Raw genomic sequence first — 13,955 nt, forward strand, 5'->3', positions numbered from 1 at the left:
CACAAAAAGAAAGGAGGCAGCTTATGCCTAGAAAACGACAGACGACAAAGAGTAAGATTGTAAAAGCTGCATGGAACCTTTTCTATAAAAAAGGATATCACGCAACGACAATCGATGATATCATCACTGCCTCCCGAACATCCAAAGGCAGCTTTTATCATTATTTTAAAGGAAAAGATGCCCTGCTCGGCTCACTTGCCTATCTGTTTGATGATAAATACGAAGAGCTTGTCGCATCGATGGATCCAACTCTTTCTGCCGCTGACAAACTTCTCTATTTGAACTATGAACTGTTCCTGATGATCGAGACAAGCGTGGATATGGAACTTCTGACACTACTCTACTCCTCGCAGCTGACGACAAGAGACCAACGTGCACTTCTAGATGATCAGCGATTCTATTTCACCTGCATCCGGGAAATCATCGAAGCTGCACAGAACTGTGGGGAGTTTACTTCTGAACGCTCCGCAAACGAACTTGTTCATCTCTACACGATGTATGAACGCTCACTGATCTACGACTGGCTACTCTGCCAGGGATCCTACTCTCTGAGCAAATACAGCGCAGAACTTCTGCCGGGAACACTGGCACAGTTCCTCGCCAAAAATTAACACAAACAAAGAACAAAGGGTTGCAGAATATAATAAAAATTGAGGGTATCGCCCAATCATTCAATTAGATGATTGGGCGATACCCTCACAATTTTTATTTCTGTTCCTTCTTATACCATGCACTCATGCATCTCTTCTTCTTGAAGTCCAACTTTCTCCATAACGCTTTTTAACGCTTCCCGCTCTGTCAGATCTGCACACCAAGATAATCCACAGCCCGCAGAGATTGTACGCGGAACTGGGATCAGTCTTCCGGCAGCTCCATGCTCCTTACATGCTTTCTCCATCGCCATCGCATCTGCTGTTGTATGGAAAGTGATCACTAGTTTCAATTCTTTCTTTCTCATGTTTTCTACTTACTTTCTTTTCTTTTTATTGTCTCTGCATCTACTCTTCTGACAGTTCCCGGATTGCTTGGATCGCTGTCTCTACTTCTTCTTCTGTATTATAATGTGAGAAGCTGAAACGTACTGCCCCTTGTTCAACCGTTCCAAATGCTTCATGCATCAGCGGCGCACAATGTGCCCCCGGTCTTGTAGAAATCCCGTAGGTCATCAGAAGCTCATCGCTGACTTCTGAAGAGTCATACTCCCCAATATTCAGCGTCACGATCGGACAGCGTCGCTCTGTCGAGAAATCCCCGTAAATTTTTACATTCGGAATCTTTTTCACCCCGTGATAGAACTGCCACATATACTGAAGTTCCTTCTCCCGGATCTGATCAATCCCCGTCTCCTCCAAATATTTCACTGCAGCTCCAAGCCCTGCGATTCCATGTCCGTTTAGTGTCCCTGCCTCCAGAGCAGTAGGCATTTCTTTCGGATGATGCTTATTATAAGTATCGACACCACTGCCGCCACACTTGAGTGGGCGGACTTCCAATCCTGTGCGGACATACATTCCCCCGGTTCCCTGCGGACCTAACAAGGATTTATGCCCGGTAAAACATAAAATATCAATCTGCATCTGCTGTACATCAATCGGATATACCCCTGCCGTTTGTGAAGCATCGACAATCAAAAGCACCTGATGTCTCTTCGCAATTTCTCCCACACGAGCAATATCGATCATATTTCCCGACAGATTTGAGCCATTCGTACAGACGATCGCCTTTGTGTGTGGACGAATCGCCGCTTCCATTTCATCGTACGAAATATTCCCCGACGGATCACTGGAAACAATCGTCAGCTCCACACCGTTTTCTTCCATTGCATAAAGCGGCCGCAATACTGAATTGTGCTCTAACATCGTCGTCACAACATGATCCCCCGGACATAACACACCCCGGATTGCAATGTTCAGACTCTCTGTCGAATTATTTGTAAATACAATATTTTTTGGACTCTCCGCCCCAAAAAGCTTTGCCAGACGCTCTCTCGTATCGTAAATCACTCTCGATGCATCTAAAGATGCCTCATGTGCCCCCCTGCCGGCATTTCCCATACACTGCATTGCATTTGTGACTGCCTCGATGACTTCCTTCGGCTTTCTCATCGTCGTCGCAGCATTATCCATATATATCATAACCGTACCTGCCTGCTTTCTTTTTCTTGCAGAACCGCAGAAAACAACTTTCACATTCCCTGCGGTTCCCACCAGCATTTTCTTCTAAAATGTCTGGTAAACCTCTCTTGTCACCTTAATAAACTTCTCTACTGCCTGTGGCAGATGAAAATTTTTGTTGTATACGATATTCAGATTTCTTCCTCCGCGCTGTGATGGAAGAGAAAAACTTAATATCCTTCCATGGATCAGTTCATCCTGCGCTGCGAGCTTTGACAGCACAGAGACACCCAGTCCATTTCCGACAGACCGCTTGATGGTCTCTGTATTTTCAATACTTGCAATGATATTCAGACTCTCCACCTCAATACCATTTTCCCGAAGTTGACGTTCCGCCTCTTTCCGCGTTCCCGATCCTTCTTCACGCATGATGATCGGCTCATTCATGATCCAGTCAAGTGGGGAACCAATCTCCCTTAGTCTGCGGAATTTTTCATTGTTCGGTGTGATCACGACAAGTTCATCCCAATAAAACGGAATGTACTTGCAGTTCTTTTTCTCCATCACCGTCCCGGTAAAACCGATATCTGCAGTATGATTGATCACATGTTCAATCGCTCTTGCACTGTCAGTCTCCATCACTTTAAACTGTTCTTTCGGGTACCGTTCACTAAATCTTGCCAAAATTCGCGGTAAAAGATACTGCGCCGGAATCGTAGATGCCGCAATCGTAATACACTGCGGTGCATCTTGTTCTTCATGAAGAAACGCATACTCAATCTTCCGTTCCAGCTCTACCATCTGCTTTGCATATTCATATAAAACGGTTCCATCTTCTGAGAGGCTGACCTCTTTTGTATTCCTCACAAACAGCCTTGTATTCAACTCTTTTTCCAAAGAAGCAATGTGTGCGCTGATTGTCGGCTGTGTCAGGAATAATTCTTTTGCTGCCTTGGAGAAACTCCGTCCTTCCGTAACCTTCACAAATGCTTCCAGCTGTTTTAAATTCATACGTATGCTACCCTTTCACTTTCTGTTCCGTTTCGTTTTGTCACTTTTATGCTGTCCATATATTCCATGATCGGCTTCGCACTCTTGCGACTCGTATTCAGTGCATCTCGAAGCTCTGCGATCGTGATGATCTCGCGCTCCCTCAGCATTCCTTCCACAATCTCTCTTGCTTCTTCCATGAAATGCTTCCTTGTATACAGATCCTCTGCCACCTTTACCACACTTCCCTCATCTACAAGAAACATTACAATATCTTCGGCCATCGGACGTTCCTTCTCCTCAAATGGGATCTCAGAAAATTTCGCGAAATCAAATTTTGCGTCTTCAAACACAGTGATCATCTGATCATGCAGTCTCTGATATCTTTCATCTTTTGGGATTTCAAACTCCGGCAATGCCAAAAATTCCTGATGGCGTCTCAAGACACCTTTCTCCACAAGCAATTCCATATAAAGGTCAAATACATTCGCCTTGACTTTCTTCAAATAAGTCATATGTACTTCTGCCTTTTTCATACCATATCGATACGGATGACTGTTATGATAACTGCGCAGTGTCTCACACAAAGTCTCTCTCATTGCATTTTCACTCGCCGCATGCCATACATAGACATCTTTCTTCATCTGGAATACATATACTTTTCCCTGTGCTTCCAGTGATCGTACATCTGCCTCCACTTCTTCCATAGAAAGTGCAGTCAATTTCGCAAGTTCCCCAAGTGTTACCATCGTCTCTGCATGCGCCTTGACATGAAGTTCGATAATATCCTCGGAGGAACCTGATTCTTTCTGCTTCAGTTCCTCGATCACATCCTGCTGGAAACGCTTCTTTCGCTCTGGATTTGGCTCCAGAACAACACCTCCCCCGATTGTCTCCATCGGAGAATAGAAACGGACAACAAATTTGTCTCCTCTTCGCAATGCCACCTCTTCTTCCAGACGAAGCTGCACATATCCACTCTCTCCCGGACCCAGATCTTCCTTGTCAAGAAGTACCGCCCGACAGAGCACTTCACTTGTTCCCGTGAAGAAATGTAGTCTCGCATGATTGGTCAACACTCGCATCGAAGATGGGAGCATATTCAGCTTCACATCAAGAAGCATTGTATTTTTCATACTGTTCGGCGGCGCCAGCACACATCCTCTCGCAATTTCCTTCTTTTTTACATTCGAGAGATTGATTGCCACACGCTGCCCCGCATAACAGCGGTCCACATCCTGCCCGTGCACTTGAATACTTCTAATTCGGCACTCTTTGCCAATCGGATACATCTCAAGAACATCTTCCTTGCTGATACTTCCCGTCAGCAGCGTTCCTGTGATGATTGTCCCAAATCCGGATAAAGTAAACGCACGGTCGATCGGAAGCCGCGGGATCGTGTTGATCTCTTTTGGCTCCACCTCTTTTGCCGTCATCTGCTCAATTACATCGATCAAGTGTGGAATCCCCTCTCCTGTCGCTGCAGATACTTCTACGATCGGAGCATCTTCCAGAAAAGTGCCTTCCAGTTCTTCCTTGATTTCTTCCTCCACAAGTTCCAGCCACTCCTCATCAACCAAGTCACATTTGTTGATAACAAGAATGCTTTTTTCAATTCCAAGCAGCCCGAGAATATCCATATGTTCTCTCGTCTGCGGCATGATTCCTTCATCTGCTGCCACAACAAGCATGACAAGATCCATTCCAACGACGCCTGCCACCATGTTGTTGATAAATTTTTCATGTCCGGGAACATCGATGATTCCGACACGATCCCCGTTTTTCAGATCAAAATAAGTAAATCCGAGGTCGATCGTAATCCCTCTCCTCTGTTCCTCCTCCCACCGGTCTGTATTTCGCCCAGTAAGCGCTTTTATCAAAGTTGTCTTTCCGTGGTCAATATGACCTGCGGTTCCAATAATGATATTCTTCATCTGTACTGCCTTTCTACCTTCGGGGATCTTTGCCGATCCCCTTTTTTCTGATTCAGGCGAATCTCTTTGCTTCCCCTTACTCCAATATCTCTTCTTCTTTGAGCATCTTTGCGATCTTCGGATACCATTTCTTATCCACTGTGCGCACATCGATCACAATCTTGTCATTCATTGTACGCACGATCATCGGAACAGACATATGTCTCAGCCGAAGTTCCAACTCTGCTGTCGTAATCTTTTCCGGATGAATCGTCACAGCCATACTTGGGATCCTCTCCAACGGCAGAGATCCTCCTCCAATCTGTGACTCACATGGCTCCATCTGAATCTGAGCCGGCAATTCTGCCTGCTGTAACAGTGCTTCCAATTCCTGCGCATCTCTTGTAATCTCTTCGATCTCTTTTGTGATCATGCGAAGTGCCGGAATATTCTGGATTGCTTTTTCCTCAGATAAATACTCCTGTAAAACGACCTCCAGCGTTGCCGCTGTAAACTTATCAATCCGAAGTGCTCTCGTCAGCTGATTTTTCTTCATCTGGTCAATATATTTCTTCTTGCCGACAATGATTCCCGCCTGCGGACCTCCGAGCAACTTATCCCCGCTGAAGCACACGACATCTGCACCATTTCGCACAGAATCCTGTACGGTTGGCTCATAGGTCAGTCCATATTTGCTAAGATCGATCAGCACACCGCTGCCAAGATCTTCGATTACAGGAATCTCCCGCTCTTTCCCAAGCGGAACAAGTTCTGCGATACTTACGTTATCTGTAAATCCAACGATTCGGTAGTTACTTGTATGTACTTTTAACAGCGCTGCCGTCTCCTCTGTGATCGCATTTTCATAATCTGTATAATGCGTCTTATTTGTCGTACCGACCTCTACAAGCGTTGCTCCACTCTGCTCCATCACATCGGGAATCCGGAATTTTCCGCCGATCTCTACAAGTTCTCCCCGGGAGACGATCACTTCTTTTCCTTTTCCCATTGTGCTCAGGATCAGCATAACTGCCGCCGCATTGTTATTCACCGCCATCGCCGCCTCTGCTCCGGTAATCTTGCAAAGTAATTTTTCAAAATGCGAATAACGTTCCCCTCTTGCTCCTGCTTCCAGGTTATATTCCAAATTAGAATAATTCATTGCAATATCTGCAATATGTCTCATATGACGCTCCCCAATCGGTGCACGTCCAAGGTTTGTATGCAAAATTGTTCCGGTTCCGTTGATCACTGTACGCATATTCGGCGTATGCATCGCCTTTACTGCCTCCTGAATCCGTACAGACAATTGTTCAATCTCCCGGATTCCTTCTGCTTCGTCTTCGCATGTTCCGATCAACGCCCGGAGTTTATCCAACTCCTCCCGCACCGCTTCCAGCACGGTATCGTAACTGTACTGCTCTGTCAGCTCCCGAATCTTTTCATCTTCCAGCAGTACATCTACCTTCGGTATCCTGCGGTATAATAAATTCTTATTCATTTTACTTTCCTTACTTCAGGTGAATCAATTTCTCACCCTTTTCCAGTACCTTTCCAATTATTGATATTTTCGTATCCATTCCCTTTTCTGCAAAATCTTTTATCATTTCTTCTGCCTGCTCTGGGGAGACACTGACTAAAAGACCGCCTGATGTCTGTGGATCATACAGAAGATCTACATAATGTTCTGCAACAGTTCCACAGTCTACCTGATCGATCGAATATCCCCGGTTCTTATAAGCTCCTGCCGGAATCAGCCCCATCTGTGCGTATGAGATTGCCTCTTCCAGATAGGCAATGTCTTCCACATGCAGTTCAAAGGTAACTTCACTTGCCGACGCCATCTCGACACAGTGACCTAATAGTCCAAATCCTGTAATATCGGTGCAGGCTGACACATCATATTTTTCTACAACTTCCTTTGCCTTCTTATTCAGAGATGCCATTACCGTCACCGCTTCCTTCACAGCAGCTTCCGATGCCATCTCCGCTTTGATCGCCGTGTTGACGATTCCGGTACCGATCTGCTTTGTCAAGATCAGTATATCCCCCGGTCTGCATCCGTAATTTTTAAAAATCTTCTTCGGATGAACAAAACCGGATACACAAAGTCCATATTTTGGCTCATCATCCTGCACGGAGTGTCCTCCTACGAGTACCGCTCCTGCCTCTTTCACTTTATCTGCTCCTCCTGCCAGGATTTCTCCCAACACTGCCGGATCCAGACAATTCGGAAATCCTACGATATTCAGCGCAATCTTCGGTTCCCCTCCCATCGCATAAACATCGCTGAGAGAATTTGCCGCTGCAATCTGACCGAAAGTATAGGGGTCATCCACAATTGGAGTGAAGAAGTCCACGGTCTGAATCAGTGCAATATCCTCTGTCACTTTATAGATTGCCGCATCATCGGACGTCTCGATGCCGACGAGCAGATTGTCATCATGAAATTTTGGTAGCTTACCCAACACCTGGGCAAGTGTCTCTGGACCTATCTTGGCAGCTCAACCCGCCGTCTTCGTCAACTGCGTTAATTTCACGTCTTTTTTCATCGCTTTTTTGTTCTCCTTCTCTCTGTCTTTTATCTTTGTTTCTCCTTCAGCCGGATTTTCCTTATATGAAATAAAACCTCTTTTTGCTTGCTAAGGCTGAATGATCTTTCCTGCCTCTGCCATCTTCTCCACGATTGTATACATATTTGTCACAGATCCTACTTCCAGCTTATCTGTCAGGCCGTAATAGTTCAGACATGTTCCGCACGTCAGAATCTCAACACCCTGCGCTTCTAAACTCTTTAAATCTTCCAGAGAATCCGAACCTTCTGCTGTCAAAGTTGCCCCTCCATTGTAGAAGATCATCGCCTTTGGCAATTCTTCCAGCTGTGTCACCGCAAAAATAAATCCTTTGATCAGTACCTTTCCGAGTTCATCATTACCGCTTCCCATTTTGTCAGAAGCGATCACAACAATCGTATCTCCCTTACGATCTGGTGTACATACTGCTTCCTCTCCTGCTTTCTTGGCTACTGCACCGTTCATCTGGATCGTCACTTTAAATTCTTTCTCTCCCAATTTTTCAGAAGTTACATTTCCCCCTGAGCTAACTGCCATCTTTGTCACATTCTGAACAGCGATCTCATTGTCCACAAGTACTTCTATCGTCTCAGGACCTGTAATCTCCTGCATTGCCTTTTTTGTTTTAATTACTGGAATCGGGCAGTTATCACCCATCGCATTTACTGTAATCATTTTCATATCCACCTTTCTTTTTTTCAAGTGCCCCTTCTTCTTCACTTATAGATACATTCTATCACTGTTTTTCACTTTGGTAAACCTAATTTTCTACATTTTTCCTCCAATTTCCCCAATTCTACGGTTCTTCCTGCAAAATCATTGAAAAAAGTCGGATTCTATGAGAATATAAGAAGAAACGTAAAATCAATACTCAAAAAAACAGCATGAAAAATTCCTGAATGGAACAAACGTGCCTGACATTGAAATAGCAAACTTAACTATTCTAAGAGAAAACGAACAACAGAAAGGAATAAAAATATGTGGATTGCAGATCACTGGAAAGATTATGAAGTTATTGACTGTTCAAACGGGGAAAAACTAGAGCGTTGGGGAGACTATCTGCTCGTCCGTCCGGATCCGCAGGTTATCTGGGATACTCCAAAGTCACACAAAGGCTGGAAACATATGAATGGCCACTATCACAGAAGTTCAAAAGGAGGCGGTGAATGGGAATTTTTTGACCTCCCTCAACAATGGCAGATTCATTATGGAACGCTCACCTTCAATCTGAAACCGTTCAGTTTCAAGCATACAGGACTGTTCCCGGAACAAGCTGCAAACTGGGACTGGTTTTCTGAAAAAATTAAAAATGCCGGGCGTCCGATCAAAGTACTGAATCTTTTTGCCTACACCGGCGGTGCAACACTTGCTGCTGCTGCTGCGGGAGCACATGTCACACATGTAGATGCCTCAAAAGGAATGGTAAACTGGGCAAAGGAAAATGCTGTTTCTTCCGGCTTAAAAGATGCACCGATCCGCTGGCTCGTGGACGACTGTGTCAAATTTGTTGAGCGTGAGATCCGCCGCGGCAACACATACGATGCGATCATCATGGATCCTCCATCTTACGGAAGAGGTCCAAAAGGAGAAATTTGGAAAATCGAGGATGCCATTCATCCACTCGTGAAACTCTGTACAAAGATCCTGTCAGACAATCCACTGTTTTTCCTGATCAATTCCTACACAACCGGACTTGCACCGGCAGTACTGACCTACATGCTCGCCACAGAGTTAAAGAACTTCCATGGAACTGTAGAATCTTCCGAAATCGGACTTCCAGTATCGGAAAGCGGACTTGTCCTTCCATGCGGTGCTTCGGGTAGGTGGGAAGCCATTTAATTTTGCCTCTCGCTTTACCGTTATCTACGTTATCTGATTGTAGGTTTTTTTTGTACTTTTGTTGATTTCATCTGCAAAAGCTTGCTTTTCCAGTTTGATTTTGTTACATTTGAATTATCTAAAGTACAAATTTCTAATTTATTTATAAGCATGGAAACTGGAGGAGAACTATGATGAAGATTTTCAAAATGAAAGATTATGACCAGATGAGCCAAAAAGCAGCCAATCTCATCGCTGCACAGATCATTACGAAGCCAGACTGTGTACTTGGACTTGCAACCGGTTCCTCACCGATTGGTACATACAAGCAGCTCATTGAAAAATATAACAACGGAGATCTTGATTTTTCCAAAGTCACTACTGTGAACTTAGATGAATACAAGGGACTTCCTCGCGACAATGATCAAAGTTATTACTATTTCATGAACGATAATTTATTTGACCATGTCAACATCGACAAAGAGAATACACATGTGCCAAATGGAATGATCGAAGACAGTGAGAAAGAATGTGCTGACTACGAAGCTCTGATCGCTTCTCTCGGAGGTCAGGATCTTCAGCTTCTCGGACTTGGTCACAATGGACACATCGGATTCAATGAGCCTGCAGATGATTTTGCAAAGACAACTCACTGTGTAGATCTTCAGGAAAGTACGATCGAAGCAAATAAAAGATTCTTCGCTTCCATCGACGACGTACCAAGACAGGCTTACACTATGGGAATCGGAACGATCATGAAAGCGAAGAAAATTGTTGTAGTTGTAAGTGGCGCTGACAAGGCTGACGTCGTAGAAAAAGCATTTTTCGGACCGGTAACACCACACGTTCCTGCTTCCATCTTACAGATGCACCCAGATGTGACAGTCGTAGGGGACGAAGCAGCTTTAGCAAAAGTAAATTTATAATTTTACTTGTTGCGTGAATTCAATCTAAAGATATTAAAAAACTTATATCAAAATTTTCATAAAAGATGCTATCCTGACTTGTATCACTCACAAATCGGGATAGCATCTTTTGTCAAAATTCTATTATTTATCCTTCCTACCACATACTAATATCCCTGTGCTCTAAATTTTCTTCGCACAGATATCTGCCAGACAGCATCTGTCGCAGTGTGGTTTTGTGCGGGCCGTGCACACTTCCCTTCCGTGGTATACAAGTCTGTGACAAAAATCGCTTCCTTCCTCCGGTGGGATGATCTTCCAAAGTTCCATCTCTACTTTCTTTGGCTCCTTAATGCCATCCACCAGTCCGATTCGATTTACAAGACGGATACAATGTGTATCCGTGACGATTGCCGGCTCCCCAAATACATCACCCATGATCAAGTTTGCACTTTTTCTTCCGACACCCGGAAGTTTCAGAAGTTCATCAAAAGTCTTCGGAATCTGTCCCCCATACTGCTCTTTTAAAATCTTCATACATGCGCTGATGTCTCTCGCCTTGCTTTTTCCAAGCCCACAAGGGCGCACGATCTCTTCGATCTCCGCCACATCCGCGTCTGCCAACGCATCCACATCTGGAAATTTTTCATATAATTTCTCTACCACAATATTCACCCGTTCATCGGTACACTGTGCCGCCAGTCTTACCCCGATCAACAATTTCCATGCCTGGTCATAGTCCAACGTACACTCTGCATCTGGATATTCCTCCCGCAAGCGCTCGATCACTTCCAGCGCCAGTTTCTGCTTTTTTGTCTTTGCCATCTTTATCTTCTCCTGTCATCCCGTAATTTCTACTGTTCTTTTTCTGTTTTCTCACGGTCTGTCTTCTTTTTATTTTGTTTTTCTATTTTACATCTTTTTTCGGATTCTGTCTGCAACATTTTTCCCATCTTCTGTGAAAATCCAGCTGTTTCTTCCTCTTCCCCGAAAGAATCCTCGGTTTCTTGCCTGTCTGTTACAATTCCTTCCTATTGTTGTTTGCCGCTTCACCTGCGATACCATATAGTAGATCCGAAATTGAAAATGATCCCATTCCATCACCGTAAAAGGATGCTCCTCCAAAACGATGACCTCAAACTCTCCCCGATGATACTCCGGATATGTACCTGTAAATCCTGCTCGAATCAGTTTCTGTTCCGCCTGCTTCCGTTTTTCTGCAATCTTTTGATGAAATGCCGCTCCATAATCCCGCTTTGCATAAGTACCTGACTCGGCTTCCACTGCCTGTAAGATGGTTTCGTAAAGCTGCTCTCTGCTTGAATCCGTCAGCGCTCTTGTCAGCCACCGTTCCAGAGATCTCGATGGAAATCTGCGGTACAAACGAAGCAGTGCCAAATATCCTCGATCCTGTGCCATCGTCGCAAACTGCTCCATACATGCAATTCCTTCATAAGTCGCAGGATATTTTTCTTCCAGCGACTCTCGTACCGGGGACCAATTCCGAAATGGAGCAAACTCTACCAGCCTCAAAAGTTCCAATTCTCCTTCTGTACAGACTTCTTCTCCCACATACGCAAATTTGTCATAGATCGTTCCTGCCATATAGACAAGCCGCCTCCACTGCTCCTGTCCTTCCATCCAAAAATGCCCTATCTCATGGTACTGATAGCAGGTTCTAGATTCACGGATTTTTTCAAAATGCAGTGTAAACACCGTTTCCTCCCCATGAAGCAAGCTCTTCTGCCGCACAACAAGTACATAAGCGCCCTCTTTCCCGGAAATCCTCGCAGACAGTTCCAATCCTCCCGCTTGCTCTTCTGCGGCAACCTCTCCTACCATTCGGCAGTTTTCCAAGACCAGATAATCCTCAATCGCATCATTCATCATATATGGGATTAAATAACTTTTCCCGCTTTCCTCTTCTTTCTCTTCAGGTTCCTCGCAAAGTTCAAATACTTGATATTTAAAAATCTCCGCAAGCTTCCAAAACGCTAATGGCATCTGCTCCTGCAGCCCATCCAGATATTCTGATAATTCCTCCCGTACTTTCACTGCCTCCATACTCTCACCTGCCTCTCTGCTATCTTCTTTCCTTCCGCTCTTTTATCCATAGCTGTTCCTATAACTGAAAACTCTTTCGAACGATCCTCTCAAATGCTTCTGCAAACTTTCTGTCATCCTCCTCGGTACGTCTGGCAGGTCCTTTCAGATGATGCTTGCTCTTTGCCCTTCTGGCTTTCTTAGCCATATGCCTCTCCATCAGGAGCCTGTCAATATTTTCATTTGTATACTCTCGTCCATTTTGATGGATACAGTAAGCACCTTTTCCAAGCACCATCGCCGCAACACCATAATCCTGCGACACAACAATATCCCCTCTGCTACATGCTCCGACAAGTGCAAAATCAACTGCATCCATCCCCGCACCGATCACTTTCACTTCACTATAATCAGATGACAATACATGATTCGTATCACAAAATAAAATGCAGGGAACACTATATTTCTCTGCAATCTGCTCAATCAACCTGATAACCGGACATGCATCCGCGTCTACTAAAATCATATATCTCCTCCTGAATCTGATACTATTTTCCACATCTTATATTTTGCTTCCCGCTTTTTTCCACATTTCCCATCTTTCATCCACATAAAAATCCCCATCCTGGCTTTTGACCTGTTCTTCTTCTTGTGATAGAATGACTTTATTAAATTGCCGTTCGAACGGCAGAATGGAGTTTTTTATGAAACAGATTGCAATAACTTATCCTGATGACAAAACTTTGATGTACCGTCTTCTCAGAACACAACTGACCGGACTGGTCGACGGAGTTCCTCACCTGACCGCAAATCTCGCAAATACTTCCGCACTTCTTGCCGGAGCACTGCGCGACATTAACTGGGTAGGATTCTACCTTCTGAAAGACGACACTCTGATTCTCGGACCATTCCAGGGAAAACCTGCATGCGTAGAGATCAAAGTAGGAAAGGGAGTCTGTGGTACTGCTGTCGCAGAAGACTGCACAATGCTTGTGCCAGATGTCCACGCATTCCCGGGACATATCGCTTGTGACTCTGCCTCTAATTCCGAAATAGTCGTTCCCATCCACTGCAGCGGGAAAGTAGTCGGTGTCCTCGATATCGACAGTCCATGCCTTCATCGGTTCGACGATGAAGACCGACATGGATTAGAATGTCTTGTCCACACGCTCGAGGGAATGCTGTCCGAATCCCTTCTGGAACTTTGCTAAAGAGAAGCTCATCCTACAAATGCTCTTATGCTTCTGTCAAAATCCGAATGATCTGCACACGTCTCTGTGTCATCAGCGCAAGCACATTTTTTGCCTGCGCTGTATTTTTTCTGGCAAATGTATTCTGAAGCTGTGGAAGAAATTTCTTCATACTCTGCATTCTCAGCCGCTCCATCGTCTGACCGATTCTCCGCATTGTCATTCTCGCAGCTGACCACTGCCCTCTTGTCACTGTCTGCCCAAGCCGCAGGAACTCCTGTCCCCTTACAAACTGCTCCAATTCTTTAAAATATTGTTCTTCCCCAAACTGCTCTATTCCTTCTGAAACACAGATTCCAAACTGCTCCAGTTTTTTTATCTGCACTGTTCTGTCTGCCACTATTTATAC

General features: G+C 44.7%; 15 protein-coding genes. 4 read left to right on the top strand and 11 right to left on the bottom strand.

Features of this window, described 5'->3' with window-relative positions; genetic code table 11:
* Positions 1–23 precede the first annotated feature (23 nt).
* Complete coding sequence (locus ACGG81_RS12490) at positions 24–611, top strand: TetR/AcrR family transcriptional regulator (RefSeq protein WP_009263327.1); 588 nt, start codon at positions 24–26, stop codon at positions 609–611.
* A 110-nt stretch (positions 612–721) separates the two neighbouring features.
* On the opposite strand, the gene ACGG81_RS12495 is transcribed toward ACGG81_RS12490, so the two are convergent.
* The 7 genes from ACGG81_RS12495 to yedF form a co-directional block, all read right to left on the bottom strand.
* Positions 722–958 (bottom strand): DUF3343 domain-containing protein, encoded by a 237-nt coding sequence (locus ACGG81_RS12495; protein WP_008977012.1) that lies wholly within the window; start codon positions 956–958, stop codon positions 722–724.
* Positions 959–998: 40 nt separating this feature from the next.
* A complete protein-coding gene (locus ACGG81_RS12500) occupies positions 999–2,135 on the bottom strand; it encodes an aminotransferase class V-fold PLP-dependent enzyme (protein ID WP_199413384.1) in 1,137 nt (378 codons plus the stop codon).
* Between the two features lie 84 nt (positions 2,136–2,219).
* Positions 2,220–3,125: a selenium metabolism-associated LysR family transcriptional regulator gene (locus ACGG81_RS12505; protein ID WP_009263329.1), complete on the bottom strand. Its 906-nt coding sequence runs from the start codon at positions 3,123–3,125 to the stop codon at positions 2,220–2,222.
* On the bottom strand, positions 3,122–5,038 hold the full coding sequence (selB, locus tag ACGG81_RS12510) for a selenocysteine-specific translation elongation factor (protein WP_117577839.1): 1,917 nt from the start codon (positions 5,036–5,038) through the stop codon (positions 3,122–3,124). Before selB ends, ACGG81_RS12505 begins: the two co-directional genes overlap by 4 nt.
* A gap of 76 nt (positions 5,039–5,114) precedes the next feature.
* Entirely contained in the window at positions 5,115–6,518 is a 1,404-nt protein-coding gene (gene selA / locus ACGG81_RS12515; protein ID WP_008977016.1) for an L-seryl-tRNA(Sec) selenium transferase, read from the bottom strand.
* Positions 6,519–6,528: 10 nt separating this feature from the next.
* Positions 6,529–7,569: a selenide, water dikinase SelD gene (selD, locus tag ACGG81_RS12520; protein WP_081636852.1), complete on the bottom strand. Its 1,041-nt coding sequence runs from the start codon at positions 7,567–7,569 to the stop codon at positions 6,529–6,531.
* 90 nt (positions 7,570–7,659) lie between these two features.
* Positions 7,660–8,265, bottom strand: a complete 606-nt coding sequence (gene yedF, locus ACGG81_RS12525) for a sulfurtransferase-like selenium metabolism protein YedF (RefSeq protein WP_120105636.1) — start codon at positions 8,263–8,265, stop codon at positions 7,660–7,662.
* A gap of 303 nt (positions 8,266–8,568) precedes the next feature.
* Between yedF and ACGG81_RS12530 the strand changes: the two genes are divergently transcribed.
* Together ACGG81_RS12530 and nagB are read left to right on the top strand one after the other, a co-directional pair.
* Entirely contained in the window at positions 8,569–9,429 is an 861-nt protein-coding gene (locus tag ACGG81_RS12530) for a class I SAM-dependent methyltransferase (RefSeq protein WP_008977019.1), read from the top strand.
* A gap of 173 nt (positions 9,430–9,602) precedes the next feature.
* Positions 9,603–10,334 (top strand): glucosamine-6-phosphate deaminase, encoded by a 732-nt coding sequence (nagB, locus tag ACGG81_RS12535; RefSeq protein WP_390110397.1) that lies wholly within the window; start codon positions 9,603–9,605, stop codon positions 10,332–10,334.
* Positions 10,335–10,496: 162 nt separating this feature from the next.
* Here nagB and nth read toward each other — a convergent pair whose 3' ends face one another.
* The 3 genes from nth to ACGG81_RS12550 form a co-directional block, all read right to left on the bottom strand.
* Positions 10,497–11,138: an endonuclease III domain-containing protein gene (gene nth / locus ACGG81_RS12540; RefSeq protein WP_008977021.1), complete on the bottom strand. Its 642-nt coding sequence runs from the start codon at positions 11,136–11,138 to the stop codon at positions 10,497–10,499.
* 87 nt (positions 11,139–11,225) lie between these two features.
* Positions 11,226–12,377 (bottom strand): DUF3878 family protein, encoded by a 1,152-nt coding sequence (locus tag ACGG81_RS12545; protein WP_390108647.1) that lies wholly within the window; start codon positions 12,375–12,377, stop codon positions 11,226–11,228.
* A gap of 58 nt (positions 12,378–12,435) precedes the next feature.
* Positions 12,436–12,882 (bottom strand): YaiI/YqxD family protein, encoded by a 447-nt coding sequence (locus tag ACGG81_RS12550; RefSeq protein WP_008977023.1) that lies wholly within the window; start codon positions 12,880–12,882, stop codon positions 12,436–12,438.
* A gap of 178 nt (positions 12,883–13,060) precedes the next feature.
* Here ACGG81_RS12550 and ACGG81_RS12555 point away from each other — a divergent pair, with 178 nt between their 5' ends.
* A complete protein-coding gene (locus ACGG81_RS12555; RefSeq protein ID WP_008977024.1) occupies positions 13,061–13,567 on the top strand; it encodes a GAF domain-containing protein in 507 nt (168 codons plus the stop codon).
* Positions 13,568–13,592: 25 nt separating this feature from the next.
* On the opposite strand, the gene ACGG81_RS12560 is transcribed toward ACGG81_RS12555, so the two are convergent.
* On the bottom strand, positions 13,593–13,946 hold the full coding sequence (locus tag ACGG81_RS12560; protein ID WP_008977025.1) for a hypothetical protein: 354 nt from the start codon (positions 13,944–13,946) through the stop codon (positions 13,593–13,595).
* Positions 13,947–13,955: the final 9 nt, after the last annotated feature.

Origin of the sequence: Faecalimonas umbilicata, assembly GCF_042846195.1 — a bacterium.
Taxonomy (GTDB): Bacteria; Bacillota; Clostridia; order Lachnospirales; family Lachnospiraceae; genus Faecalimonas; species Faecalimonas umbilicata.

Bases quoted from the DNA above. Each gene is read 5' to 3' on its own strand.
- ACGG81_RS12490 (WP_009263327.1), top strand. From the start codon at position 24: ATGCCTAGAAAACGACAGACGACAAAGAGTAAGATTGTAAAAGCTGCA.
- ACGG81_RS12495 (WP_008977012.1), bottom strand. From the start codon at position 958: ATGAGAAAGAAAGAATTGAAACTAGTGATCACTTTCCATACAACAGCA.
- ACGG81_RS12500 (WP_199413384.1), bottom strand. From the start codon at position 2,135: ATGATATATATGGATAATGCTGCGACGACGATGAGAAAGCCGAAGGAA.
- ACGG81_RS12505 (WP_009263329.1), bottom strand. From the start codon at position 3,125: ATGAATTTAAAACAGCTGGAAGCATTTGTGAAGGTTACGGAAGGACGG.
- selB (WP_117577839.1), bottom strand. From the start codon at position 5,038: ATGAAGAATATCATTATTGGAACCGCAGGTCATATTGACCACGGAAAG.
- selA (WP_008977016.1), bottom strand. From the start codon at position 6,518: ATGAATAAGAATTTATTATACCGCAGGATACCGAAGGTAGATGTACTG.
- yedF (WP_120105636.1), bottom strand. From the start codon at position 8,265: ATGATTACAGTAAATGCGATGGGTGATAACTGCCCGATTCCAGTAATT.
- ACGG81_RS12530 (WP_008977019.1), top strand. From the start codon at position 8,569: ATGTGGATTGCAGATCACTGGAAAGATTATGAAGTTATTGACTGTTCA.
- nagB (WP_390110397.1), top strand. From the start codon at position 9,603: ATGAAGATTTTCAAAATGAAAGATTATGACCAGATGAGCCAAAAAGCA.
- nth (WP_008977021.1), bottom strand. From the start codon at position 11,138: ATGGCAAAGACAAAAAAGCAGAAACTGGCGCTGGAAGTGATCGAGCGC.
- ACGG81_RS12545 (WP_390108647.1), bottom strand. From the start codon at position 12,377: ATGGAGGCAGTGAAAGTACGGGAGGAATTATCAGAATATCTGGATGGG.
- ACGG81_RS12550 (WP_008977023.1), bottom strand. From the start codon at position 12,882: ATGATTTTAGTAGACGCGGATGCATGTCCGGTTATCAGGTTGATTGAG.
- ACGG81_RS12555 (WP_008977024.1), top strand. From the start codon at position 13,061: ATGAAACAGATTGCAATAACTTATCCTGATGACAAAACTTTGATGTAC.